The 24,770-nt window shown below is 37.5% G+C and carries 21 protein-coding genes, 2 tRNA genes and 1 other annotated feature; of the genes, 17 read left to right on the forward strand and 6 right to left on the reverse strand.

What is annotated here, in order from left to right; all coding sequences use genetic code 11:
- The first annotated feature begins 2 nt into the window (after positions 1 to 2).
- Positions 3 to 2,465 (forward strand): heavy metal translocating P-type ATPase, encoded by a 2,463-nt coding sequence (locus C9914_RS02220; protein ID WP_106763042.1) that lies wholly within the window; start codon positions 3 to 5, stop codon positions 2,463 to 2,465.
- 366 nt (positions 2,466 to 2,831) lie between these two features.
- Here C9914_RS02220 and C9914_RS02225 read toward each other — a convergent pair whose 3' ends face one another.
- Entirely contained in the window at positions 2,832 to 3,056 is a 225-nt protein-coding gene (locus tag C9914_RS02225; RefSeq protein ID WP_022263730.1) for a DUF6514 family protein, read from the reverse strand.
- A gap of 159 nt (positions 3,057 to 3,215) precedes the next feature.
- On the opposite strand from C9914_RS02225, the gene C9914_RS02230 reads away from it, so the two are divergent.
- Both C9914_RS02230 and C9914_RS02235 read left to right on the forward strand, forming a co-directional pair.
- Positions 3,216 to 3,944 carry a LytR/AlgR family response regulator transcription factor gene (locus tag C9914_RS02230; protein ID WP_106763043.1) on the forward strand — a complete coding sequence of 243 codons (729 nt, stop codon included), beginning with the start codon at positions 3,216 to 3,218 and terminating at the stop codon, positions 3,942 to 3,944.
- A gap of 56 nt (positions 3,945 to 4,000) precedes the next feature.
- Positions 4,001 to 4,369, forward strand: a complete 369-nt coding sequence (locus C9914_RS02235) for an Hpt domain-containing protein (protein WP_022263728.1) — start codon at positions 4,001 to 4,003, stop codon at positions 4,367 to 4,369.
- A 544-nt stretch (positions 4,370 to 4,913) separates the two neighbouring features.
- Here the strand turns inward: C9914_RS02235 and C9914_RS02240 are convergent.
- The 4 genes from C9914_RS02240 to C9914_RS02255 all read right to left on the reverse strand — a co-directional run bounded on the left by C9914_RS02240 (position 4,914) and on the right by C9914_RS02255 (position 10,465).
- Positions 4,914 to 4,990 (reverse strand) — tRNA-Pro (locus C9914_RS02240).
- 509 nt (positions 4,991 to 5,499) lie between these two features.
- A complete protein-coding gene (locus C9914_RS02245; RefSeq protein WP_022263726.1) occupies positions 5,500 to 6,705 on the reverse strand; it encodes an aspartate kinase in 1,206 nt (401 codons plus the stop codon).
- Between the two features lie 113 nt (positions 6,706 to 6,818).
- Entirely contained in the window at positions 6,819 to 8,063 is a 1,245-nt protein-coding gene (locus C9914_RS02250) for a homoserine dehydrogenase (RefSeq protein ID WP_106763045.1), read from the reverse strand.
- A gap of 35 nt (positions 8,064 to 8,098) precedes the next feature.
- On the reverse strand, positions 8,099 to 10,465 hold the full coding sequence (locus C9914_RS02255) for a transglycosylase domain-containing protein (protein WP_106763046.1): 2,367 nt from the start codon (positions 10,463 to 10,465) through the stop codon (positions 8,099 to 8,101).
- 272 nt (positions 10,466 to 10,737) lie between these two features.
- On the opposite strand from C9914_RS02255, the gene C9914_RS02260 reads away from it, so the two are divergent.
- The 12 genes from C9914_RS02260 to cdd all read left to right on the forward strand — a co-directional run bounded on the left by C9914_RS02260 (position 10,738) and on the right by cdd (position 22,337).
- Complete coding sequence (locus C9914_RS02260) at positions 10,738 to 11,088, forward strand: BofC C-terminal domain-containing protein (protein ID WP_106763048.1); 351 nt, start codon at positions 10,738 to 10,740, stop codon at positions 11,086 to 11,088.
- A gap of 678 nt (positions 11,089 to 11,766) precedes the next feature.
- Positions 11,767 to 12,726 (forward strand): beta-ketoacyl-ACP synthase III, encoded by a 960-nt coding sequence (locus tag C9914_RS02265; protein WP_022263722.1) that lies wholly within the window; start codon positions 11,767 to 11,769, stop codon positions 12,724 to 12,726.
- 89 nt (positions 12,727 to 12,815) lie between these two features.
- The gene (gene fabD / locus C9914_RS02270; RefSeq protein WP_106763049.1) at positions 12,816 to 13,733 is read left to right on the forward strand and encodes an ACP S-malonyltransferase; all 918 of its coding nucleotides are present in this window, start codon (positions 12,816 to 12,818) and stop codon (positions 13,731 to 13,733) included.
- Positions 13,734 to 13,795: 62 nt separating this feature from the next.
- Positions 13,796 to 14,542 (forward strand): 3-oxoacyl-[acyl-carrier-protein] reductase, encoded by a 747-nt coding sequence (gene fabG, locus C9914_RS02275; protein ID WP_106763051.1) that lies wholly within the window; start codon positions 13,796 to 13,798, stop codon positions 14,540 to 14,542.
- 84 nt (positions 14,543 to 14,626) lie between these two features.
- Positions 14,627 to 15,853: a beta-ketoacyl-ACP synthase II gene (gene fabF, locus C9914_RS02280; RefSeq protein WP_106763052.1), complete on the forward strand. Its 1,227-nt coding sequence runs from the start codon at positions 14,627 to 14,629 to the stop codon at positions 15,851 to 15,853.
- Between the two features lie 104 nt (positions 15,854 to 15,957).
- Positions 15,958 to 16,443, forward strand: coding sequence for an acetyl-CoA carboxylase biotin carboxyl carrier protein (gene accB / locus C9914_RS02285; RefSeq protein WP_106763054.1), 486 nt, complete (start codon positions 15,958 to 15,960; stop codon positions 16,441 to 16,443).
- Between the two features lie 90 nt (positions 16,444 to 16,533).
- Positions 16,534 to 16,953 (forward strand): 3-hydroxyacyl-ACP dehydratase FabZ, encoded by a 420-nt coding sequence (fabZ, locus tag C9914_RS02290; RefSeq protein WP_106763056.1) that lies wholly within the window; start codon positions 16,534 to 16,536, stop codon positions 16,951 to 16,953.
- Between the two features lie 5 nt (positions 16,954 to 16,958).
- A complete protein-coding gene (gene accC, locus C9914_RS02295) occupies positions 16,959 to 18,320 on the forward strand; it encodes an acetyl-CoA carboxylase biotin carboxylase subunit (RefSeq protein ID WP_106763058.1) in 1,362 nt (453 codons plus the stop codon).
- A 69-nt stretch (positions 18,321 to 18,389) separates the two neighbouring features.
- Positions 18,390 to 19,259: an acetyl-CoA carboxylase, carboxyltransferase subunit beta gene (gene accD, locus C9914_RS02300; protein ID WP_022263715.1), complete on the forward strand. Its 870-nt coding sequence runs from the start codon at positions 18,390 to 18,392 to the stop codon at positions 19,257 to 19,259.
- 1 nt (position 19,260) lies between these two features.
- A complete protein-coding gene (locus C9914_RS02305; protein WP_022263714.1) occupies positions 19,261 to 20,067 on the forward strand; it encodes an acetyl-CoA carboxylase carboxyltransferase subunit alpha in 807 nt (268 codons plus the stop codon).
- Between the two features lie 199 nt (positions 20,068 to 20,266).
- Positions 20,267 to 20,473, forward strand: a binding site (T-box leader).
- A 47-nt stretch (positions 20,474 to 20,520) separates the two neighbouring features.
- Complete coding sequence (cysS, locus tag C9914_RS02310) at positions 20,521 to 21,924, forward strand: cysteine--tRNA ligase (RefSeq protein ID WP_106763059.1); 1,404 nt, start codon at positions 20,521 to 20,523, stop codon at positions 21,922 to 21,924.
- A complete protein-coding gene (cdd, locus tag C9914_RS02315; protein WP_106763061.1) occupies positions 21,924 to 22,337 on the forward strand; it encodes a cytidine deaminase in 414 nt (137 codons plus the stop codon). The genes cysS and cdd overlap by 1 nt, the downstream gene beginning before the upstream one ends.
- Before the next feature lie 285 nt (positions 22,338 to 22,622).
- Here cdd and C9914_RS02320 read toward each other — a convergent pair whose 3' ends face one another.
- Positions 22,623 to 23,066, reverse strand: coding sequence for a hypothetical protein (locus C9914_RS02320; RefSeq protein ID WP_106763063.1), 444 nt, complete (start codon positions 23,064 to 23,066; stop codon positions 22,623 to 22,625).
- Positions 23,067 to 23,489: 423 nt separating this feature from the next.
- On the opposite strand from C9914_RS02320, the gene C9914_RS02325 reads away from it, so the two are divergent.
- Positions 23,490 to 24,542, forward strand: a complete 1,053-nt coding sequence (locus C9914_RS02325; RefSeq protein ID WP_408003179.1) for a branched-chain amino acid aminotransferase — start codon at positions 23,490 to 23,492, stop codon at positions 24,540 to 24,542.
- Positions 24,543 to 24,667: 125 nt separating this feature from the next.
- Positions 24,668 to 24,744, forward strand: a tRNA-Arg gene (locus tag C9914_RS02330).
- Positions 24,745 to 24,770: the final 26 nt, after the last annotated feature.

Genomic DNA, 24,770 nt, shown 5'->3' on the forward strand with positions numbered 1-24,770 from the left:
TTATGAGTACAATAACAAGAAAATATACCCTTGAAGGTCTGGATTGTGCAAACTGTGCTATGAAAATTGAGGATGCTATTACAAAAATTGATGGTATTGAGAATGTTTCTGTTGTTTTTGCAACAAAAACACTTTCCCTTAAAAGTGGTCTTGATGAACATGAGCTTTTCGACACATTAAAAAAAACAATAGATTCCGTTGAAGATGGCGTTACTCTCATAGAAAAAACTAAAGCTCATAACGAACATCACCACGAAGACGGTAAACATTGCGGTTGTGGTCATGAACACCACCACGAACACCATGAGCATGAACATCATCACGAAGATGGCGAACATTGCTGTTGTGAGCAAGAATATCACCACGAACATCATAATCATAGCCATTCTCATAACAAAACAAGAAAGTATACTTTACAAGACCTCGATTGTGCTAATTGTGCTATGAAAATTGAGGAGGCTATCGCAGGACTTGATGGCATTGATAATGTTATTGTTACATTCGCAACAAAAACTCTTGCACTTGAAAGCAATCTTAATGAAAAGGAACTTTTCGATACTCTCCAAAAGACAATAGATTCTGTTGAAGATGGTGTTACTCTTATTGAGCAGAAAGCCACTAAAGAAAACCAATCGGAGAAAAAAAACTTTAACAAGGATAAACTGATACTCATTGAAACAGGTATTGCTATCGCTTTAACGGCAATAGGCTTGGCAGTTTCTTCTTTTGTTTCACCTGAATGGATTGGCAAAATTATAATTGCTGTTGGTGTATGCTTCTCTGGATATAGAGTAGTCATTAAAGGTCTAAAAACACTCTGTAAGTTAAAGCTTGACGAAAATGTACTTATGATGATTGCTGTTGTTGCTTCATGTGTACTTGGCGAGTTTTTCGAGGCTGCCGCTGTTACAATCCTTTTCAATATCGGTGAATATATCGAAGATAAGGCTGTCAGCAAGTCAAGAAAAGGTATCGAAGCACTTTCTATGATTCGCCCTGATAAAGCACATTTACTTAAATCTGATGGAACTATCCTTACAGTAGACGCCGAAGAAATTCAACCTGATGATATAATTATTGTAAACCCATATGAGCGTATTCCTCTTGACGGTATCATAATTGATGGCGAAAGCTCTCTCGATACTTCTGCTCTCACCGGAGAAAGCATTCCAAGAAATATTGCAAAAAATTCAGATGTTATGTCTGGTATGATGAACCTTGAGGGTGTTCTTACTATAAAGGTAACAAATTCTTGTGAGGACTCCGCAGCATCTCGTATTCTTAAACTTGTTGAAGAAAGTGCCGCGCAAAAGGGCAATTCTGAAAAATTCATAAGCCGTTTTGCAAAGGTATATACTCCGATAGTATTTTTAATGGCATTAGTTCTTGCCGTAGTTCCTCCACTTATCGGCTTAGGTGACTTCACAACATTTATAAATCGTGCATTAGTATTCCTTGTTGCATCTTGCCCTTGTGCATTGGTTATCAGCGTTCCGCTTGGTTTTTACTCTGGAATAGGCTCTGCATCTAAAAACGGTGTTCTTATAAAGGGTGGTAAATTTATAGAAGCAGTTTCTAAGGCTAATACTGTTGCTTTTGATAAAACCGGTACACTCACAAAGGGTGAACTTGCTGTTGCTAATGTTAAGCTTCTTGGCAAAATGTCTAAAGATGAAGTTCTTGCTATTGCGGCTTCTGCTGAGGAATATTCCTCTCACCCATCGGCTCTTGCTATTAAAAGAGCTGCTGAAAAGCTTCATAAGGTTTCACTTACTGACCACAAAGAAATTGCTGGCAAGGGCGTTTCTGCACAATATAATGGCAAGGCTATTCTCTGCGGAAACAAAAAGCTCTTTAATGACAATAATCTAAAAAGTGGCATAATATATCTCTCTGTCGATGGAAAAATTGTTGGTGAAATCGAAACAAGTGATGAAATTCGTGCAGACACAAAAGAAACCCTTAACAAGCTCAAGGCTTTAGGCATTGAACATATAGTAATGCTTACAGGTGACGGCGAAATTGCTGCAAAGAAAATTGCTGATGAATGTGGTCTTAATGAATTTAAACATTCGCTTATGCCTGAAGAAAAGGCAAGCACTGTTAAAGAGCTTCAAAAGGACGGAAAGGTCATCTTCGTTGGCGATGGAATAAATGATGCTCCTGTGCTTGCTGCTTCAGATTGCGGTTTCGCTATGGGACTTGGCAGTGATGCCGCTATTGAATCAGCTGATGCTGTTCTCACAAACGGAACCTTGGCAAAATTGCCTACTGCAATTAAAATAAGCAGAAGTGCTATGAAAACAGTTCGCTTTAATATTGCTTTTGCACTTGCACTTAAAGCTATTGTTCTTATACTTGCTGCGTTTGGATATGCACCTATGTGGATTGCCGTTATAGCTGATACTGGACTTTCAGTTCTTACTGTTCTCAATGCTGCAAGACTTCTTAAAAAGAAATATTAAGTTAATTTCAAAATTTAACAATAATTCAAAAGGACAGCACCGTTATTAGTGCTGTCCTTTTTCTCACCTCCAATAGTAGCCTTACAGATTAAAAGGGAATAAAACACATTTCTGTGTCTAAAATCTAAAGGCACTATGTAGAATTAAGATAAATATGTATAAAGTTGACAATCAATATTATTTGCTTGAATTGAACTGAAAAATGTTGATTTTTGTTTTAGTTTGTGATACAATACTTTTGTGGACGCAAGTCAAGTGTATACATATTTATAAATTATAGGATACGAGAGATTAAAATTTACATTTTAAAGCAGTTGAACTTTAAAGTTATGATTATGATTTCTTCGGGAATATAGGGAGATTCATTCAACCGACTGCATCTTCAACTACTTCTTTAAGGTGTATAAGCTCTAAATTATTTTTATTGCATAATTCTACAAGCTTCTTTGCCCTTTCCTTCTCAAGAAATACATCTGAGATAGAAATAAGAATAATATTTGTCGATTTAAGGCAAACAGCTATTCCATAAGCAACATAGCTTCCAAATTCACAATTTTGCAAATTCTCCTTAATAACCTTATATATATACATTTTAATCTCCCTTTTCAGCTTTATTCGCTGTCCTATGACTTTATTATATCATTAAAAATCATTTTTGATTGTTGCTTGTGAAATAAACACAATTCGCATTGAATCAAGCATTGCTTGACTAAATATATCATTTATAAATTAAGAAAGGATTTTAATTATATGAATATTGCAATATGTGATGATAATCTTTTAGATAGAGAACTGATTGTAGATTTACTTGAATGTTATTTCTTTAATAAATCTATTTCTTATAGCATAGACCAATATGAGAATGGTGATAACCTTATCTATGAAATTGAAGATGGACACCCTTACGATATAGTAATTCTTGATATCTTTATGGGAAAACTTCTGGGAATTGAAGTAGCTAAAAATCTTAGAAAGCTTAAATTTAATGGAGAAATCATTTTCCTGACAGCAAGTTCTGACTTTGCTGTCGATAGCTATGATGTAAATGCTGGAGGATATATACTAAAACCCATTTCATATAACAAGCTAAAAAAAGTTATTGACAAAATAACTCTAAAGCTTGGAACAAATAGCTATTGCGTAAGGCAAAGAAGTAATTTCTTGCTTATTCCATATAATGAAATTGTTTATATAGAAAGCAATAACTCAAAATGTATTCTACACAGAAATAATGGTGAAAAATATAATATCTATAAAAAGCTTAATAAAATTGAATCGGAACTCAATGATTCTCGCTTTTTAAGAAGTCATCAAAGCTATCTCGTTAATATGGATTATATAATTGAGGCTGGAAATCAATTTCAACTCTCTACGGGAGATGCTGTTCTTATTAGACAAAGACATGTTAAAGAAATTCGTAATCAATATCTTAAATATAACGAAAAACATAATACTCATATGGCTTCAATTTCTAATTGATAAACTTAATTATCTTAAAATAATACTATAAATCTATATGATAAAGGAGAATAGTTATGATTTTAGAAAATTTTTATGCTAAAATCGGCGGAAATTATAATGAGGTTTTAGAAAGATTATTAAGCGAAAAACGCATAACAAGCTTTGTAATACGCTTTTTAGATGATAATAGTTTTGAAACGCTATGTCAATATCTTGATAATAAAGATTATGATTCTGCGTTTAATTCGGCTCACAATCTAAAAGGATTAGCACAAAATCTTGGATTTACGAAATTAGCGAAATCTTCAGAAAAATTAAGCAATGCTCTGCGTTCTGATAATCAAGATGTTTTAATGACATCTCATACTCTTATCAATGATGTAATAGCTGACTATAAAGAGGTTAAAGCTGCTATAAAAAAATTAAAGAAACAATTAAAATAATTTTTCTTTTAATTAACAATCCTGATGAAATAGTAAATAAGAAAAATGGAGGTGATATAGGATTTATGTTTGTTTCTATTACGGTAGAAAAATATAATGATATAGTTTGTTTTCATAACTCTGTAAGTGAGTTTTATTTTAAGATTATTATGAAAATAACATAAAAATATGCAATAGGACTATCAATATCCTATTGCATATTTTTTATTATTCGAGTTTTATAAACTGTTTTTCAAAAAATCATACGAAAAAAATACTATGACATACTCAATCCACATTTCTTTTAGGGTAATCCAAAATATAGGCATTGAAAGCACTGTAGACTCGTCTTAGATGGTATAAACTATCATAAGGTAACCTCCATAGAATAACATCATCAGAGTAAAAACAAGGCCTTGAGGATTTGTTTTGGTATAATTTTTCTCTTTCTAAAATAAAAAAATCCGCCTGACATTTATACCTGTCATGCGGATTTTTTGAGGTGATTTGGAAATGTATATTTTCCAAGAAAAAAGCCCTTACCTATTGGTAAGGACTTTTACTATGGTCGAGGTGACAGGACTTGAACCTGCGGCATCTTGGTCCCAAACCAAGCACTCTACCAAACTGAGTTACACCTCGTTTTCTCACAGCTTCATTATTATACTATATGCAATTCATTTTGTCAACACTTTTTCTAAACTTTTTAAAAAAATTTTAAGTTATAATTTGCTGCTTATTTGATAGCTAATATTTTATAATCATTATGAGTATTTCGTTTTCAAAATTCCCTTTATAAAGGGATTTTTCCTCTTATAAGCAATAGTCAAATATGCCTTATAGAAAAATGTCTTCAAAAACTAAAAGTTTTTCTTTTTTATCAATTTCAAATTTTCAGCACACAATTATATTTAAGGGAACCCCCTGCGAGGGTTCCCTACGAAAAACATTCCACTGGAATGTTTTTCTACCCTCCTGCGCTTTGTGAAGTATAAAGTGTTTCGCCGTCTGCGGACGGCGACAAGGGCGTTGCCCTTGACCTACAAGCCTTTGAAAAGGCTTGAGCGAAACTTTTAATTTCTATAAAAATAGGTTCACAACGAATCTGTTGTGAACCTACTTATTTTCATATCTTAGCTTAATATAAAATATTAGTCAAAGAACTTTGAGTGGATAGCTGAAACCGCCTTATCTGCATCATCTGCATTGATAAGAACTGAAACCTTGATTTCACTTGTAGAAATCATCTGAATGTTGATTTGTGCATCAAAGAGTGCCTCAAACATCTTTGTAGCAACGCCTGCATGGCTTTCCATACCTGCACCAACGATAGAAATCTTTGCAACATCTTCTGAGAGAGTTACAGACTTACCGCCGACAACAGAGATAAAGTCTTCCATGATAGCAACTGCTTCTTTGCCGTTTTCCTTAGCTACTGTGAAAGCAATATCCTTTGTGCCGTCACGACCGATTGACTGAAGAATAATATCAACATTTATGCCCTTAGAAGCAAGCTTGGAGAAAAGCTTAAACGCAAGACCCGGAACATCCGGAACACCAACAACTGAAATACGAGCAACATTTGTATCCTTAGCTACACCGCTGACCAACATTTTTTCCATTTTAACTGCCTCCTTAACGATTGTGCCTGGTGCATTTGTCATACTTGAAAGCACCTCAAGCTCTATGTTATATTTTTTAGCCATTTCTACGCTTCTGTTATTCAAAACCTGTGCGCCGAGAGTTGCAAGCTCAAGCATTTCATCATAAGAAATTGTATTGAGCTTCTTTGCGTTTTTGACCTTTCTTGGGTCGGCTGTATAAACGCCCTCAACATCTGTGAATATCTGGCAAAGGTCTGCGTGTGCTGCTGCTGCAATAGCAACTGCACTTGTATCAGAACCACCACGACCAAGTGTTGTAACATCATTATAACGATTAAGTCCTTGGAAACCTGCAACAACAACTATGTTGTTCTTATCAAGCTCTTTCATGATACGGTCTGTGTTTACACGCTTAATTCTTGCACTTGTATAAGCGGAGCTTGTTTCAAAGCCTGCCTGCCAGCCAAGAAGTGAAACAACTGGATAGCCAAGCTTTTCGATAGCCATAGCAAGAAGTGCTATTGACATCTGCTCGCCTGCTGCAAGAAGCATATCTCTCTCACGCTTGGAAGCATTAGGGTTGATTTCGTTTGCTTTTTCGATAAGGTCATCAGTTGTATCGCCCTGTGCAGATACAACAACAACAACACTGTTGCCCTTTTTATATGTATCTGTAACTATTTTAGCGACATTCATTACTCTTTCAGCATTTGCCACAGAGCTTCCGCCGAATTTCTGAACTATTAAACTCATCTGCAATTTCTCCCTCTTTTTATTTTATATATACGCTTATTTTGGTTCAGCTCATATGAGTTAAGCCAAGCAACGCAATAAACAAGATTATTATATCAGATTATCTTTAAAAATTAAAGGTCTGAAATTCTGATTTTTGAAAGAACCTTTATGCCATTATCTTCAAGAGCCTTAATAGCTTTCTCTATATCAGATTCTTTCATATCGCCTGTTGTGAAAGCAAATTCATTTTCCTTAGCACCGTTTCTTGTAAGAGGCTTAACACCTATAAAAAGCTCAGTAGCTTTTTCAAAAGCTAACTTCGTATTGTTAGACTCTGCTCTTACATAAACGCTCATAATTGTATTTGCATAAGGTTCTACATCGCTCTCTGAACCATCTGCCCAACCAAGATACTTTCTTGCAGAAAGATGCTTAACGCAATCGATAATATCAGCAACAACAGCACTTGCGGTAGGAAGCTTACCAGCACCCTTACCATAAAATACAACATCTCCTGTTGCATCGCCACGAACAAGAATACCGTTGAATACATCATCAATACCAGCAAGCTGACTGCTACGCTCAATGAACATAGGCTCAACTGTAATATCGACCTTACCGTCCGCAAGCTTCTTAACCTGACCTATAAGCTTTACTACTCCGCCCCATGCGTCTGCATAAAGAACATCGTCGAGGGTGATTTCTGTTATGCCCTTTGTATTAACATAATCCGGATAAATATGCTTGCCATATGCAAGAGAGGCAAGAATACAAATCTTTCTGCAAGCATCATCGCCCTCAATATCAGCCTTAGGATTTCTCTCGGCATAGCCAAGCTCCTGAGCCATTTTGAGCGCATCTGCAAAAGGCATTTGCTCACGAATCATCTTTGTAAGAATAAAGTTTGTTGTACCATTGAGTATACCAGCAATCTCTATAACATCATTTGCTGCAAGGCACTGGCTCATTGGACGGATAATTGGAATGCCACCACCTACGCTTGCTTCAAAGAGGAAATTTGCGTTCTTTTCCTGTGCGATTGCAAGAAGCTCTGCACCTTTCTTAGCAACAAGCTCTTTATTTGAAGTTACAACGCTTTTGCCTGCCTGTAAGCAGCGTTTAACGAAATCATAAGCAGGATTGACTCCACCCATAACCTCGGCAACAACTTTAACTTCTTCATCGTTTAAAATATCCTCAAAATTCTTTGTAAATCTATCCGCAAGAGGACTATCAGGAAATTCTCTTATATCAAGGATATACTTGATATTGATTTCTTCCTTTGCTCTTTTTGCAATGCTTTCGGCGTGGCTTGTTAAAACTTCTACAACGCCTGAACCGACTACACCATGTCCCATAACCGCTACTTGTACCATTTTTATATCTCCCTTACATTTTATATTAAATAATTTTATCTTGTTTCTGTTGAGCTTGTCTGCTCTGGTTCAGATGTTTCTATAACTGATTCTACGCTCTCTGTTGAGCTTTCCACACTCTCAATACTTTCTGTACTCTCTGTTGAGCTTTCTCCACTCTCTGTACTTTCGATACTTTCTGTTGAGCTTTCATCGCTTGTATCAGAAGTAGATGATTCATCAGACCGGCTATATTCTGTATTGCTTGATTCCGGAGGTGTAATAACTTTTCCGTGGGTAGAAATACAAGTTCCAGGCATATTATCCGATGTATAATAGCCCGTTACTGTATCTGGGCAAAGTGAATTTGCAAGCAAACCAGTTTCTCGACAGAACTTCTGAGGAATAACTGTATCTGGTATGTTGAAATCTTTATGTTCCTTAGTTTTGAGATATTCTGTCATAATCTCAGACCAAAGAATATGATTCTTACCCTCTTCTTCTTGATTTATTGAGGCAGGAATATCGTGTCCTTGCCAAATGCCTGCAACAGCATAAGGAGAAGCACCTACAAACCAGTTGTCATAGGTATTATCAGTAGTACCTGTCTTGCCTATAATATCCCAGCCAGTAACTGCTGCACGATAGCCAATGCCCTCTTTATCACTGACAACCTGATGGAGCAATCTATTCATGATTGCCGCTGTTTCTTCACTTATAGCACGAGAGGAAACTCTCTTATCTCTTTGATCAAGAATAATATTGTTATCTTGGTCAGTCACATAATAGTAGGTATATGGCTCATAGTATGTTCCACCATTACAGAATGGAATATATGAAGCTGTCATTTCACGGACAGTTGTTCCTCCGTGAACACCACCCATAGACATAGCAACGATATTTTTTGAGTCTTGGTCGGGGTCAAGATGTGCAAGCTTAAACTTATTTGTAGCATAGTTATAGCTTTCTCTCATACCTATTTGATTTAGAAGATTAACCGTTGCTGCGTTTGATGAAATTTCAAGGGCTGTCATAACTGTAATATTGCCACGATAGCCTTCGTACCAGTTATTAGGGCCTGCTATGGTATTTCCATTTGCATCATAAGCCCAATCCTGAATAGCTGTATCTGAAATCAATGATGAGAAATTAACTATCTTATCTTCAATAGCTGGAGCATAAACCGCAATAGGCTTAATTGTTGAACCTGGCTGTAGGTATGCACCATTTGCTCTATCAAAGAGGAATAATCCATCCTTTTCTTTACGGCTGCCTATGGTTGCAAGTACCCTGCCGTCAAGTCCCATCATAATATAACCACATTCAAGCTTTTTATCCTTAGGAGTTTTCCACTGAAGAACCTTTTTCTGTGCTATGCTCTGTGCTGTTGGGTCCATTGCTGAATATATTTTAAGTCCTTCTGTATAAAGCTTTCTTTCAGCTTCGCTTTCACTTATATTAAGATTTTTTTGCAAGGCCTCAGAAACTTCTCTAAAGAGCATATCATTATACCAGCTTTGAGTGGTATCTTCGTCCTCGTCATCATTATAGCTATATCCAACAAAGGTCATTGTTGCCGATTCTTTCATAGCCGCTTCATACTCAGACTGAGTAATTCTGCCCTGTGAATACATCTCGCCGATAACAACTTCACGACGCTTTTTATTATTCTCAGGATAAGCAAGAGGATTATAAACCGCAGGATTCTGTGTAATACCTGCAATAGCCGCACACTCTGCAATAGAACACTCATTTATATCTTTATCAAAATAAAGATTTGCAGCAGCCTGAACACCACTGCAACCACTTCCGAAGTTTACTATATTAAGGTAAGCTTCAAGAATTTCCTCTTTAGTGTATTGCTTTTCGAGGTCCAGTGCGTGAAATATTTCTGTAATCTTACGATTAAGGCTGACATCATCATTCTCTGTAACATTCTTAACAAGCTGTTGTGTTATTGTAGAGCCACCGTAATCAGCACTTCCTGTAATAAGGCTTAATACAGCACCACTTGTACGAATCCAGTCAACACCCTTATGGTCATAGAAACGCTTGTCCTCAATAGAAACAACTGCATCTGTCATCGCCTTTGGAATATTATTATAATCAACCCAAACACGGTTTGCTGTGTTATAAAGGTTTTGGTCGAGCGTTACTGTTCCGTCATCATTCGTGACATAAATACTACTGGTTATATTTTTCTTTGCATTTCTGAGGTCCAGACTGAATGGCTCGTTTGCTACATCAATTATATAAGCCACAATAGAAATTATAACTACTACACCAGTAATAGCTCCAACCAGCAAGACAGTAAGAAGTATTCTCTTAACAATCCCCCAAACTCTGGATAAAGCTGGGTGGTTCTCTGTTAAAATCATCACGCCACCTTCGTCAGAATAATTACTTATATCAGTATTTTTCATTCACGACAACCCGCCTTTCCCGAAAAATAATTCGTTCTAAAAAATCAAAAATAATCATAGCTTGCTTATCTTACATATAAGAATTGAATGTTATCCTTAGTATTATACCATAAAATCAAAAAAATGGAATGAAAAATTAAAAAATTCAAAATATATTTGCGATTTACCTAAATTTTAAAGAAATTTTATAGCATTTGACGAATAAATCGCCATATTTCTGGCAAAATTAAGCTTGAAAAATCCAAATATTTCATAAAAGGAGAGTAATTATAATGAAAAAAATGATTGCTGTTACAGGTTGCTTTGTGATATTCTGCCTTGTTATAAATGGTATACTGATTCCCTCTTTGCCAAGTGTAAATGCTGAAAACACTCCTCCAACTACACAGACAAGCTATATTGAAGAAAGCTCTGAAGCTTTATCTAAATCTGAAGAATTTTACACTTTAAAGGAATATAATGGGAAAATTGCTGTTTACTCATCAAATTCGGACAAGCCGATAGAAATAACAAACGCATCTACTGCTAAACTTCCAAAAAGCGACCAAGAGGCTCTAAAAGATGGTATCAAAGCCGAATCTAAGAAAGAGCTTAATCGTCTTTTGGAGGATTTTTGCAGTTAATAACAATTTTGAAAAGGATTGAGCAAGATTTTTAAGTGCTTTAAGTGAAAACCTTGTGGAACTATCGTTACTAACAAAAGGAATTTGAGAGTGGGACTTCGTCCACCGCTTGAGAAGAACGATATGTTAAGGGCTTTGCCCTTAAAACCCACGAAAGGCTCTGTCCCTCGACCCTGCAAGCTTTTGAAAAAGCTTGAGCAAAACTTTTATCTGTCTTAGATAAGCCAATTAGCTAATCGGTAGTTTAGTCCTCCGCGTGAAAAATTTCTCACGCTTATCACGAGCGAGACTTGTCGAGCGATTCCGCGGCTTGACAGCGGCGGCACGCCGCCTTGAGCAAAACTTTTATCTGTCTTAGATAAGTTAATTAGCTAATTGATAGTTTTATCATTCGCAGCAACAATCTTCTCTAATACATTACGAGCAAGACTTGCCAAGCGGTTTCGCGGCTTGTCCTGTGCGGTCACGCACCGTTTTGGGAGCAGCAACCCGACACCTATGTCGCATAATAACTTGACAAAGGCTGTATTATATATTAAAATAAAATGTGCATAATATGCCAAAGAAAATTATTTTTATACAATACTACAATGTTTAATTTTCCTTGAAAATTCGACTTATTCGGTCGAATTATTTCGTAAATCAGATATTTATTTCAAAAACGGAGGAAAAGTTTTTATGAGTTTCAGCATTCTCGGAACAGGCAAGGCTGTGCCTGATTATATCCTTACAAATGATGAGCTTGCAACTATCGTTGAGACAAACGATGAATGGATTCGTACCAGAACAGGTATCGAGGAAAGAAGAATCTGTAAGGACGAAACTATTACTGAGCTTTGCGTAAAAGCAGCTAAAGAGGCACTTGATGATGCAGGTATCACTGCTGAACAGCTTGACCTCATTATTTGCTCTACTATGCGTGGCGAAAATCTTACACCTTCTCAGGGCTGTATGATTCAAAAGGAAATTGGTGCAAAATGCCCTGCTTTCGACCTTAATGCCGCTTGCTCAGGCTTTATCTATGCTCTTGATGTTGCAGATGGCTATTTTGTAAGAAAAAAGGTAAAGTATGTTCTTGTCGTTTCTATGGATAACCTCTCTAACATAACAAACTGGAAAGACCGTTCAACCTGTGTTCTTTTCGGTGATGGCGGTGCTGCCGCTGTTCTTGGCGAGGGTGATGACCTCCTTGCAATTCATCTTACTGCCGCAGGAAATGACGAGGTTCTTCGTATTCCTCACGGTGAAAACTCTTCTCCGTTCTATGAACATAAGCCTGAACCTGCACTTCTTCAAATGATGGGTAATGATGTTTATAAGTTTGCTGTAACTGCTATGCCTGAGGGTATAAGAACAGTCGTTGAAGAGGCTGGTCTTCAACAGAGTGATGTTAATTGGGTTATTCCTCATCAAGCTAATATCAGAATTATTAATACAGCCGCAGCAAAGCTTGATATTCCAAGAGAAAGATTTTTCTGCAATATCAATCACTATGGCAATACTTCTTCAGGAAGTGTTCCTATTGCTCTCCACGAAGCAAGTCAGGCTGGACTTCTCAAGAAGGGTGATATAATTGCTCTTTGTGCTTTCGGCGGTGGTCTTACAACAGGAAGCTGTATTATTCGTTGGTGTAAATAATTTGTTTTCGGTATGAAATCTGCTTTTTTCGGAATCATATCTAAAATAATGCTTAAAATACGATAAATTTAACGGAGGTTAAAAGTCTTATGGCAAAAACTGTTTTTGTTTTTTCAGGACAAGGTGCTCAATATCCATCAATGGGTAAAGAACTATATGAAAACTCACCTGCCGCAAAGGCTGTTTTCGATATGGCTGAAACAATTCGTCCCGGAACTATTAAACAATGCTTCGAGGGTACTAAAGAAGAACTTAGTATAACTATCAATACTCAACCTTGTATGTTTGCAGTTGACCTTGCAGCTGCAGCCGCAGTTAAAGAGGCGGGCATTAACCCCGATTACATAGCTGGCTTCTCTCTTGGCGAAATTGCTGCTGTAGCTTTCGCAGGAATCTTATCATACGAAGAAGCTTTTAAACTTGTATGCAGACGAGCAGAGCTTATGGATAAAGCTGCAACCGAAAATAAGGGTGCTATGGCAGCTATCCTTAAGCTCACAACAGATAAAGTAGAAGAAATCTGCAAAAAATATAATAAGGCTTGGCCTGTAAACTATAACTGCCCTGGACAAACAGTTGTTGCTGCCTCTGAGGATGAAATTGACGCTCTCTGCGAAGATGTAAAGGCTGAAAAGGGCAAGGCTGTTAAACTCGCTGTAAGCGGTGCTTTCCATTCTCCATTTATGGAAAGTGCATCTAAGGGACTTGCTGAATACCTAAATGGTATTACTCTTAGCGAACCAACTATCCCTGTTTATGCTAATCTCACTGCAAAGCCTTATACATTATCAGACGCTAAGGAACTTCTTGCAAAGCAAGTTATGAACCCTGTAAAATGGCAGACTACTGTTGAAAACCTTATCGCAGAGGGTGCAGATACCTTTATTGAAGTTGGTGTAGGCAAAACTCTTGTTGGCCTTGTTAAAAAAACAAGCAAGGAAGTTACTGCTGTTAATGTTGAAAACAAGGCTACCTTAGATGAGGCTAAGGCTGTTGTTCTTGGTTAAAGCTAAGAAATAAAACGAGCCTTCAGCTTTAAAGGGTTTAACCTTGAAAGGAATGAGTATAAATGTTTGAATTAACTAATAAAAACGCAATCGTTACTGGTGCTTCAAGAGGTATCGGCAAGGCTGTTGCTTTAAAGCTTGCTGCTCTCGGTGCAAATGTAGCTGTTGTATATGCAGGAAATGCTGAAAAAGCTAACGAAACTGTTGCAGAAATTGAGTCTCTTGGTGTAAAATCTAAGGCATACTGCTGTGATATTTCAAGCTTTGATTCTGCAAAAGAACTTATCGCTTCTGTAATCGAGGAATTCGGCGGAGTTGATATTCTTGTAAATAATGCTGGTATCGTTAAAGACTGCTTGGTTCTCTCTATGAAAGAAGAGGACTTTGACAGAGTTATTGATGTAAACCTCAAGGGTACATTCAATATGATTAAGAATGTATATCAGCATATGATGAAAAAGCGTCGTGGCAGAATTATCAACCTTTCATCTGTTGTTGGTCTTAATGGCAACGCTGGTCAGGCTAATTATGCTGCTGCTAAGGCTGGTATTATTGGTATGACAAAATCAGTTGCTAAAGAGCTTGCTGCTCGTGGTGTAACTGTTAATGCTATTGCTCCTGGTTTTATCGGAACTGATATGACTGCCGCTCTCAGCGACAAAAACAAGGAAGCTATAATGGCATCTATCCCTGCAAAGAAAATGGGTACTCCTGATGATATAGCTAACACTGTTGCATTCCTTGCAAGTGACGAAGCTTCATATATCACAGGTGAAGTTATTAAGGTTGATGGCGGTATGGCGATGTAATTTGCCTTTCGCTTGATATATTTAGGAGTATAATTGTTGGAACACTCGGAATTTGTCTGAGTTATGAGAAAGGAATTGTTTTAAATGAGAAGAGTTGTTATAACCGGTATCGGTGCTGTAACACCTGTCGGAAACGATATAGAAACAATGTGGAATTCACTTGTAAATGGTAAAAATGGCATCGACTATATAAAGAGCTTTGATACAGAAAAGCTCAAGGTTAAGGTTGCTGCTGAAGTTAAGGACTTCGACCCAACAAAATATATCGAGAAAAAGGAACTCAGAAAGACTGACCTTTTCTGTCAGTATGCTATTGCAGCAGCTTGTCAGGCAGTCGAGGATAGTGGCATTATCGGTACTATTGAAGACGAAAAGCTTGGTGTTTATGTTGGTTCTGGTACAGGTGGTATGCACACATTTTTCACTCAATGTGAAAATATGATTGCCGAGAAAAAGATTTCTCCATTCTTTATTCCTATGATGATAGGTAATATGGCTGCTGGTCTTATTGCTATCCGTTTTAGTGCAAAAGGTCCTTGCCTCCCTGTTGTCACAGCTTGTGCTACATCAACACACGCTGTCGGTGAAGCTTTCCACGCAATTAAGAACGGTTATGCAGACGCTATCATCACTGGTGGTGCTGAGGCCGCTATTACACCTCTTGCAATAGCAGGTTTCTCAAGCTGTATGGCTCTTTCCACAAGAAATGACCCGAATAGCTCATCTATCCCATTTGACAAACGCCGTGATGGCTTTGTTATGGGTGAGGGTGCTGGTATACTCGTTCTTGAAGAATACGAACACGCTGTTGCTCGTGGTGCTAAGATTTATGCAGAGGTTGCAGGATATGGCAATACCTGCGATGCACACCATGTTACAGCTCCAGACCCAGAGGCAGCTGGTGCAGCTCGTTGCGTAGAAATCGCATTAAAAGAGGCTGGTATCACTGATGATGATACTCTCTATATCAATGCTCACGGCACAAGCACACCTGCAAATGATAAGACAGAAACAGCCGCTTTCAAGAGAGCTCTCGGCGAAAAGGCTTATGACGCATATATCAGCTCAACAAAGTCTATGACAGGACATATGCTCGGTGCAACAGGTGCAGTTGAAGCTATTGTTGCTGCTCTTGCTGTTAAGAACGGAATCGTTCCTCCTACTATCGGACTTGAAGAGCCAGACCCAGAATGTGACCTCAACTATGTTCCTAACAAGGCTGTTGAAGCACCACTTACTGCTGCTGCATCAACTACATTTGGTTTCGGCGGTCACAACGCTTGTATCGCTTTGAAGAAAGTAAGCGAATAAGAAAATTTTTAATAAATCTATAAAAGCCTTTTAAATAGCTTATTAAATGGCTTTGCCTTTAAACAAAACGGAGCGGTAAAAAGCCGCTGAAAGGAATGAATCAAATGCCAATTTTTGATATTGACGAAATCAAGGAGCTTTTGAACGCATTCGATAGCTCAAAAGCAACTGAGCTTGAAGTAAGAGGAATGGACGGCGAAAGATTGATATTCAAGCAAACAACAGCCGCTCCTGTTATTGTTGCTAATGAACAGCCTATAATAGCACAACAGCCTACTACTGTTACAACTACTATTCCACAGGCAGTTTCCAACGATGCACCGTCTACTTGCACAAAGGAAGAAGCTGTTCAGGAAGGCACTCCTATTCCATCTCCTATGGTAGGTGTTTTCTATGCGGCATCTTCACCTGACGCTGAGCCTTATGTTAAGGTAGGTTCTAAGGTACATAAGGGTGATGTTCTTTGTCTGATTGAGGCTATGAAGCTTATGAACGAGGTTACTGCTGAAAAAGACGGCGAAATCGTAAGCATTTGTGCTGAAAACGGTCAGGTTGTAGAATACGGTCAGGCTTTATTTATGGTAAAATAAAATATCAATTCGGAGTTTGAAAGAATTTCGACTTCTTTAGGTCGTGATTCTTTCAAGCTTTGTTTTGTTTGTGAAAGGAATTGAAAAACAGTGAATAAGGAAGAACTTAAAGCTATTATCCCTCACAGAAATTCTATGCTCCTCATTGATGAGGCCACAAAAATTTCAGAAGATACTTCTGTCGGCAAGAAAACTATTGTCGGTGACGAATGGTTTCTTGATGGTCATTTTCCGGGCAACCCTATTGTTCCGGGAGTTATACTCTGCGAAATGATGGCTCAGACAAGTGCTGTTATTATTGCTGAAAAATCCGCAGTAAGCACCCCATACTTCACAAGCATTGAAAAGGCTCGCTTTAAAGAAATGGTTCGCCCTGGCGATACATTTGAGATTGAATGCAAACTTACAAAAAATCGTGGTATGTTCTATTTTATCGAGGGCAAGGGTACTGTAAACGGTAAACTCTGTGTTAGTGCCAATTTCTCTTTTGCTCTTATTGAAAGGGAGTAAAGACATTGTTTTCTAAAATATTGATTGCAAACAGAGGCGAAATTGCTGTAAGAATTATTCGTGCCTGCCGAGAGATGGGCATTTCTACTGTTGCTGTTTATTCTCAGGCTGATAAGGACGCTCTTCATGTCAGCATAGCTGATGAAAGCTACTGCATTGGTGGTCCTCAGGTTGGCGACAGCTATCTTAATATGGCTGCTATACTTACAGTTGCTGTTATTTCTGGCGCTCAGGCTATTCACCCAGGATACGGACTTCTTTCTGAAAATGCAAAATTCGTTTCACTTTGTGAAAAGTGTAATATTGAGTTTATCGGTCCTTCAAGCGAAATGATTTCTAAGCTTGGCGACAAGGACGAGGCTCGCAGAACTATGAGAAATGCAGGCGTTCCTGTAACTCCTGGTACTGATATAATAGAAGATGTAAATATTGCTAAGGAAAAAGCCGCAGAAATCGGATATCCTATCCTTATAAAAGCTCGTTCTGGCGGTGGCGGTCGTGGTATTCGTCTTGTACATAACGAGGACGAATTTGAAAACGCTTTCCACTCGGCATCAGCAGAGGCTCAAAGTGCTTTTGGTGATGGTGCTGTTTATATTGAAAAGTACCTCAAGCCTGTTAAGCATATTGAAATGCAGTTACTTTGTGATAAGTTTGGCAATGTAGTTTGCCTTGGTGAGCGTGAATGCTCTGTTCAGCGTAAAAATCAGAAGCTTATAGAGGAAAGCCCCTCCCCTGCCATCACTCCTGAAATTCGTGCAAATATGATGGAAGCTGCTAAAAAGGCTGCTCTCGCCGTTGGCTATGAAAATGCTGGTACAGTAGAATTCTTGCTCGATAAAGACAAGAATTTCTACTTTATGGAAATGAATACAAGACTTCAGGTTGAGCACCCTGTTACAGAAATGGTCGTAGGTATCGACCTTGTTCAATGGCAAATCAGAATTGCCGCAGGTGCAAAGCTTTCTATGACGCAGGATAAGATTTTTATTCACGGAAGTGCCATAGAATGCCGTATCAACTCAGAAGACCCTGATAATAATTACCGTCCAAGCTGTGGTACTATCAATCTTTTACATATTCCTGGTGGCCCTAATGTTCGTTTTGATACTGCTATATATCAAGACTATACTGTACCGCCATATTATGATTCTATGATAGGAAAGCTTATTGTTCAGGCTCGTTCTCGTGAGCTTGCTATAAGAAAAATGAAAATGGCTCTCAGTGAGCTTATTATTCAGGGCATTACTCATAACAGAAATCTTCATTTAGATATACTATCTGATAAGGAATTTGTTGACGGCACTTATACAACAGGCTTTATGGAAGATTTTGATAAACGCCGTAACAAACAAAAGGACGAGTAATTTGCTCAAAGCTAACTATAATATATCTACAAGCCTTTGGGTACTTTGAGCGGAAAGGAAAAAGCTTTAATGTTTAATTCTGATATTTTTAATTTTATGAAGCCAAAAAATGAGCTTGAAAATCAGGGCGAATGGGCAGAAACCCGTCCATTTATTCCAGATGAGCTTTGGGTTAAATGCCCTGCTTGCAAAAATATGATTCTTACCTCTGACCTTGAGGATAACCTAAAGGTTTGTAGCAAGTGTGGTCATCACTTTCGCACAAATGCTCGCTACCGCATAAATATAACCGTTGATGAAGACAGCTTTAAGGAAATGGACGCTGACCTCGTTTCTGAAAATATTCTTGATTTTCCTGAATATACCCGCAAGCTTAAGACATCAAAGATGTCAAGCGGAGAGAATGAATCTGTTATCTGCGGTACAGCAGAAATTGAGGGTTCTAAGACTGTGCTTTGCGTGATGGATTCATCTTTTATGATGGGCTCTATGGGAACTGTCACAGGCGAAAAAATAACTCGTGCATTTGAATATGCAACGGAAAATAACCTACCTGTTGTCGTTTTTACTGTTTCTGGTGGTGCAAGAATGCAGGAGGGTATCCTCTCTCTTATGCAGATGGCTAAGACAAGCGGTGCTGTTAAGCGTCACAGCGACAAAGGCTTGCTCTATATAACAGTACTTACAGACCCTACAACTGGCGGTGTTACTGCAAGCTTTGCTATGGAGGGCGATATTATTCTTGCTGAACCAAAAGCCCTTATCGGTTTTGCTGGACCAAGAGTTATAGAACAGACTATTCGTCAAAAACTTCCTAAGGACTTTCAGACAGCTGAATTTCTCCTTGAAAAAGGCTTTGTTGATGCTGTTGTCAACCGCAAGGATATGAAAAAGACACTTTCAAAGCTTTTGAAGCTTCATTCTAAGGAGGGAATCTAAGATGAGTGCGATAGATAAAGTTAATGCTGCAAGAGCAAATAACAGACCTACTTCAATCGACTATATAAATAAAATATTCGGAGATTCCTTTATAGAGCTTCATGGCGACAGAAAGTTCGGCGATGATAAGGCTATTGTCGGCGGTATAGCAAAGCTTAATGATATGCCTGTAACAGTCATTGGCATAGAAAAAGGCAGAAACCTCAAGGAAAGAATGGAAAGAAATTTCGGTTCTGCTCACCCTGAGGGCTACCGCAAAGCTCTAAGACTTATGAAACAGGCTGAAAAGTTCAGACGACCTGTCATCTGTTTCGTCGATACATCAGGTGCATATTGTGGTATTGGTGCTGAGGAGCGTGGTCAAGGTCAGGCAATCGCCGAAAATCTTATGGAAATGATGACTCTCAAAACACCTATTCTTACTATTCTCATCGGTGAAGGCGGAAGCGGTGGTGCATTGGCACTCGCAGTTGCAGATGAGGTATGGATGCTTGAGAATGCTATTTATTCTGTTATCTCTCCTGAGGGCTGTGCAAGTATTCTTTGGAAAGATTCGAGCAAAACTGCTGAAGCATCTGAATGCTTGAAAATAACCTCTCAGGACCTTTTCTCTATGGGCGTTATAGAAAGAATTATAAGAGAGCCAAAAGACCTTGACAGCAAGCTTTTTGACGGTTTAAAGCATATTATTGAACAGACTGTCAGCAAAAAGCTTGAACAGCCAATAGATGTTTTGCTCGATAACAGATATAATCGTTTCAGAAAATTTGGCAAGGATTCTGCTGCTTATCTTAGAAATGATGAGTAATTAAACATAAAATAAAGTTTTACAATCATTCACTTGCTTGACTTTTATGATTAGTCGGTATATAATTTGAAACACAAATAACTCAAACACAAGCCATATCGCAAATAGCCTTGTGCTTTCGTTTAAGCAAAATTATTCCACTGAAAATAGAATTCGTGCTATCAAAGCTTTTGAACTCATTACTTCAACAATTAATATATAAAATGCGTTTAATGGGAGAAGTAGTAATATTCGCCTATCACAGAGAGGAGGTCATAGCTGAAAGACCTCTATATGCGATATTATGAAATGCACCCGTCAGCACACAGTAGGAAATGACTGTGCGTATTGTCTGCGTTAAGGATTTTAATGAGGACAGAATTTTTCTGTTAAATTAGGGTGGAACAGCGATAATCTCGCCCCTGAACTTTTTCAGGAGCGGGATTTTTTTATATTATAAAAAGGAGTGTTTTTATGAAGATTTTTAATACCTTGACAAGAACGAAGGAAGAATTTATCCCTATCAAAGATGGCGAAGCTAAGATTTATGCCTGCGGACCAACAGTTTATAACTATATTCATATCGGTAATGCAAGACCTATCTGCGTTTTTGATATTCTAAGACGCTACCTCGAATACAGAGGTTTTAAGGTTACTTTCGTTCAGAATTTTACAGATATTGACGATAAAATTATCAACAAGGCTAACGAAACTGGCTCGGATTATATTTCTGTTTCAGAAAAATTTATCAAGGAATATAAAATTGATGCTAAGGGCTTGAATATTCGTGAGGCAAGCGTTCACCCAAGAGCTACTGAAAATATGAATGAAATCATTGATATGATTAAAACTCTTATTGACAAGGGCTATGCTTATGCTGTTGATAATGGAGATGTCTATTTCAGACCAGCAAAATTTAATGAATATGGTAAGCTTTCACATCAGCCTCTGGAAGATTTGGAGGCAGGTGCAAGAATAAATATCGGCGAAAGAAAAGAAAATCCTATGGATTTCGCTCTTTGGAAAGGTGCAAAGCCAGGCGAACCATCTTGGGAAACTCCTTGGGGAAATGGTAGACCAGGTTGGCACATTGAGTGTTCTTCAATGGCAAGAAGATACCTTGGCGAAACTATTGATATTCATTGCGGTGGTCAGGACTTGATTTTCCCACACCACGAAAATGAAATTGCTCAAAGTGAATGCTGCAACGGCGTTCCTTTTGCACATTACTGGATGCACAACGGCTACATCAATGTTGATAATAAAAAGATGTCCAAATCGCTCGGAAACTTCTTTACAGTAAGAGATGTTGCTGAGAAATACGGCTATGAGCCTATTCGTTATCTAATGGTTTCTTCACATTATCGTATGCCAATTAACTACTCTGTTGAAATTATTGAGCAGTGCAAGGCATCTCTTGAGCGCCTTTATAACTGCAAAAATAATCTTGAATTTGCTATCGAAAATGCAGCTGTTGCTGAAAATGACGGCGATAATGCACTTATCGAGGCTTACGATAAGCACCGCCAGAAATTCATATCTGCTATGGACGATGACCTCAACACAGCAGATGCTATAACTGTTATGTTCGAGCTTGCAAAGGATATAAATACAAATATCACTAACACACCTTCAAAGAAGCTTGCTGAGGAATCACTCAAAATCTTTATGGAGCTTGCAAATGTTCTTGGTTTGCTTTATGTAGACGAAAAAACTTCTCTTGATGATGAGATTGAAGCACTTATCGCACAAAGAAATGAAGCTCGTAAAAATAAGGACTGGGCAACAGCAGATAAGATTCGTGACGAACTTAAAGCAAGACATATCGTTCTTGAAGATACACCTCAAGGTGTTAAGTGGAAGATTGTGAATGACTGATGTATAGGCTGACTAATAAAGAAATTTCAGACTTGATTCATACAGCCTTTTCTATAAGGAAATTAAGCTATTCTCCTTATTCAAAATTTGCAGTTGGTTCAGCATTACTTTGTGATGACGGCGAAATCTATGGTGGCTGTAATATTGAAAATTCATCATATCCTGTTGGAATATGTGCGGAGAGAACAGCTATTTCTAAGGCAATTTCATCGGGTAAGCGTAATTTTAAGGCTATTACAATAGTTGGTGGTTTTATGGATAATTCAAATTTGGATTATTGTCCACCCTGCGGAATGTGCCGACAGTTTTTAAGTGAATTTTGTGATAAGGATTTTGTAATAATCTTAGCAAAATCTTTAAATGAATATAAATTAATTGGCTTTGATGATATATTGCCATTTCCGTTCAGCTAACCATTTTTCTAAAACAATTAACAGCTTTTCTTACCTCTTAAGGAGTGGGCAATGTCCGCTCCTTTTTACTAATATTTCTCGTTTTATTAATCTCCTATCCCCTTAAAATCAAAATTTCTTTCTCATATACTTTCAAATATTACTACTCCCTTAACATAAAAATTCCCCCTTACGGTTAAATGTTTACTTACATTTCTACCGTAAGGGGGTGTTCTTTCATTGTATGTCTTTACTGGACTTGTTTAATAATGCGAGAGTTTTTCAACTATTATGTATATGTTTAAATTACATTACATTGTTGTTTGCACCATTCTTTAAGAAATATGCTGCGATAGTATAAAGAACAGGAAGTGCAAGAGCAGAAACAATAGATATGATATTGAACTCGCCTGATGAAATATTAAGGATAATGCTTGCGATACCGATAACAATATTGATGATACCAAAAATAAAGCATACATTTGCCTTTTCTGGCTTATTAGCATTAACAACACCAAGAATACCAGCAACAAACTCTGCAACGCTTGCTATTATAGCTATAATAACTGCAAGAGTAAGAAGTCCACTAACAGCTGAAGCAGTTGCACTATCTGCGATAGCATTTGCAGCTGTTGCTAACAAAACAGAGCCAAAAAGAAGTATCAATGAAGCTACGATTGAAATAGCTCCAAAAATAATTGAAAGAATACCTGTAACCTTTAACATTTTACCTGCTGACTGTTGATTCATAATAATTCCTCCTAAAAACTTTCTATATGAAAGTGTAATATTGTAATGATTAAATTATATAATATCAAGATTAAAAAATCTATTCGCATTTTATACAAATATTTACTATTAAATTTACTATTATTTATATAAAAGATTAAAAATATTAAAATTATAAATATAATCTATATCATAATTTATCAAACTTCGAGAGTAGAGTATTAATTAACATTATAAAATTATATTTAATACTATTCATTTATTTTTTCTTTTATGAATAATTACAAATTAAAAGCTTCATATTTGCTTCAATTTATACCCAAAAATAATATTTTTTAGCTTTTATTATAAAATTTTTCAAGAAAAAGTTGTATTATTAAGCTATCAGTGATATAATAATAACTGGTAAATTTCCAAAAGACAAAGAAATTTGTTAAAATAAAAATAAAACAAGGTGATACTAAAATGGCAAAGAAAGATATTGATTGGGCTAATATCGGTTTCGGTTATATCCAAACAGAAAAAAGATATGTTACTAATTTTAAAAATGGTGAATGGGATAAAGGAGGTCTTATAGAAGACCCTAATATTGTTCTCAGCGAATGTGCTGGTGTTCTTCAATATGCACAGACAGCTTTCGAAGGCTTAAAGGCATATACAACAGTAGATGGCAGAATTGTTACATTCCGTCCTGACCTCAACGCAGAGAGAATGATGGATTCTGCAAAAAGACTTGAAATGCCTGTTCTCCCTAAGGAACGCTTCCTTGAAGCTATTGATGAGGTTGTAGCTGCAAATAACGAATATGTTCCTCCATATGGTTCAGGTGCTACACTATATTTAAGACCATATATGTTTGGTACAAATCCTGTTATTGGTGTTAAGCCTGCAAATGAATATCAGTTCAGAGTTTTCGCAACTCCTGTTGGTCCATACTTCAAGGAAGGTGCAAAACCAGTTACAATTAAGGTCAGCGATTTTGATAGAGCCGCTCCACACGGAACAGGTCATATTAAGGCTGGTCTTAACTATGCAATGAGCCTTCACGCAATTGTTACAGCTCACGCAGAAGGCTTTGACGAAAATATGTACCTCGACCCAGCAACCCGTACAAAGGTTGAGGAAACAGGCGGTGCTAACTTTATATTCATAACAAAGGATAATACAGTTGTTACACCAAAATCAGACAGTATCCTCCCATCAATCACAAGACGCTCAATTATGTATGTTGCTGAACATTATCTCGGACTCAAGGTTGAGCATAGAGAGGTTGAGTTTGCAGAGGTTAAAGACTTCGCAGAGGCAGGACTTTGTGGTACAGCAGCAGTTATCTCCCCTATCGGTAAAATCGTTGACCACGGCAAAGAAATTTGCTTGCCAAGCGGTATGGAAGAAATGGGACCTATTACTAAAAAGCTCTATGAAACACTTACAGGTATCCAGCAAGGTAAGATTGAAGCTCCAGAGGGCTGGATAAGAGAAATCAAAGTTAAATAATTAAACATACTATCCACCAATTGAATTATTAAAATTCAGTTGGTGGTTTTCTGTATTTCAAAATTTTATTACCACACAAAATATTGACAAAGTGATAGCATAGTGATAAAATTATTGATACAGTTGTTTCCGTAGCTCAGCTGGATAGAGCAATCGCCTCCTAAGCGATAGGTCGGGTGTTCGAATCACCTCGGGAACGCCAAAAACTCCGCCGGAAAACCCAGTAAA

It is taken from the genome of Pseudoruminococcus massiliensis (assembly GCF_900291955.1).
Taxonomy (GTDB): Bacteria; Bacillota; Clostridia; order Oscillospirales; family Acutalibacteraceae; genus Pseudoruminococcus; species Pseudoruminococcus massiliensis.

Coding starts and splice junctions, on each gene's coding strand:
- C9914_RS02220 (WP_106763042.1), top strand. CDS start 3: ATGAGTACAATAACAAGAAAATATACCCTTGAAGGTCTGGATTGTGCA.
- C9914_RS02225 (WP_022263730.1), bottom strand. CDS start 3,056: ATGTATATATATAAGGTTATTAAGGAGAATTTGCAAAATTGTGAATTT.
- C9914_RS02230 (WP_106763043.1), top strand. CDS start 3,216: ATGAATATTGCAATATGTGATGATAATCTTTTAGATAGAGAACTGATT.
- C9914_RS02235 (WP_022263728.1), top strand. CDS start 4,001: ATGATTTTAGAAAATTTTTATGCTAAAATCGGCGGAAATTATAATGAG.
- C9914_RS02245 (WP_022263726.1), bottom strand. CDS start 6,705: ATGAGTTTAATAGTTCAGAAATTCGGCGGAAGCTCTGTGGCAAATGCT.
- C9914_RS02250 (WP_106763045.1), bottom strand. CDS start 8,063: ATGGTACAAGTAGCGGTTATGGGACATGGTGTAGTCGGTTCAGGCGTT.
- C9914_RS02255 (WP_106763046.1), bottom strand. CDS start 10,465: ATGAAAAATACTGATATAAGTAATTATTCTGACGAAGGTGGCGTGATG.
- C9914_RS02260 (WP_106763048.1), top strand. CDS start 10,738: ATGAAAAAAATGATTGCTGTTACAGGTTGCTTTGTGATATTCTGCCTT.
- C9914_RS02265 (WP_022263722.1), top strand. CDS start 11,767: ATGAGTTTCAGCATTCTCGGAACAGGCAAGGCTGTGCCTGATTATATC.
- fabD (WP_106763049.1), top strand. CDS start 12,816: ATGGCAAAAACTGTTTTTGTTTTTTCAGGACAAGGTGCTCAATATCCA.
- fabG (WP_106763051.1), top strand. CDS start 13,796: ATGTTTGAATTAACTAATAAAAACGCAATCGTTACTGGTGCTTCAAGA.
- fabF (WP_106763052.1), top strand. CDS start 14,627: ATGAGAAGAGTTGTTATAACCGGTATCGGTGCTGTAACACCTGTCGGA.
- accB (WP_106763054.1), top strand. CDS start 15,958: ATGCCAATTTTTGATATTGACGAAATCAAGGAGCTTTTGAACGCATTC.
- accD (WP_022263715.1), top strand. CDS start 18,390: ATGTTTAATTCTGATATTTTTAATTTTATGAAGCCAAAAAATGAGCTT.
- C9914_RS02305 (WP_022263714.1), top strand. CDS start 19,261: ATGAGTGCGATAGATAAAGTTAATGCTGCAAGAGCAAATAACAGACCT.
- cysS (WP_106763059.1), top strand. CDS start 20,521: ATGAAGATTTTTAATACCTTGACAAGAACGAAGGAAGAATTTATCCCT.
- cdd (WP_106763061.1), top strand. CDS start 21,924: ATGTATAGGCTGACTAATAAAGAAATTTCAGACTTGATTCATACAGCC.
- C9914_RS02320 (WP_106763063.1), bottom strand. CDS start 23,066: ATGAATCAACAGTCAGCAGGTAAAATGTTAAAGGTTACAGGTATTCTT.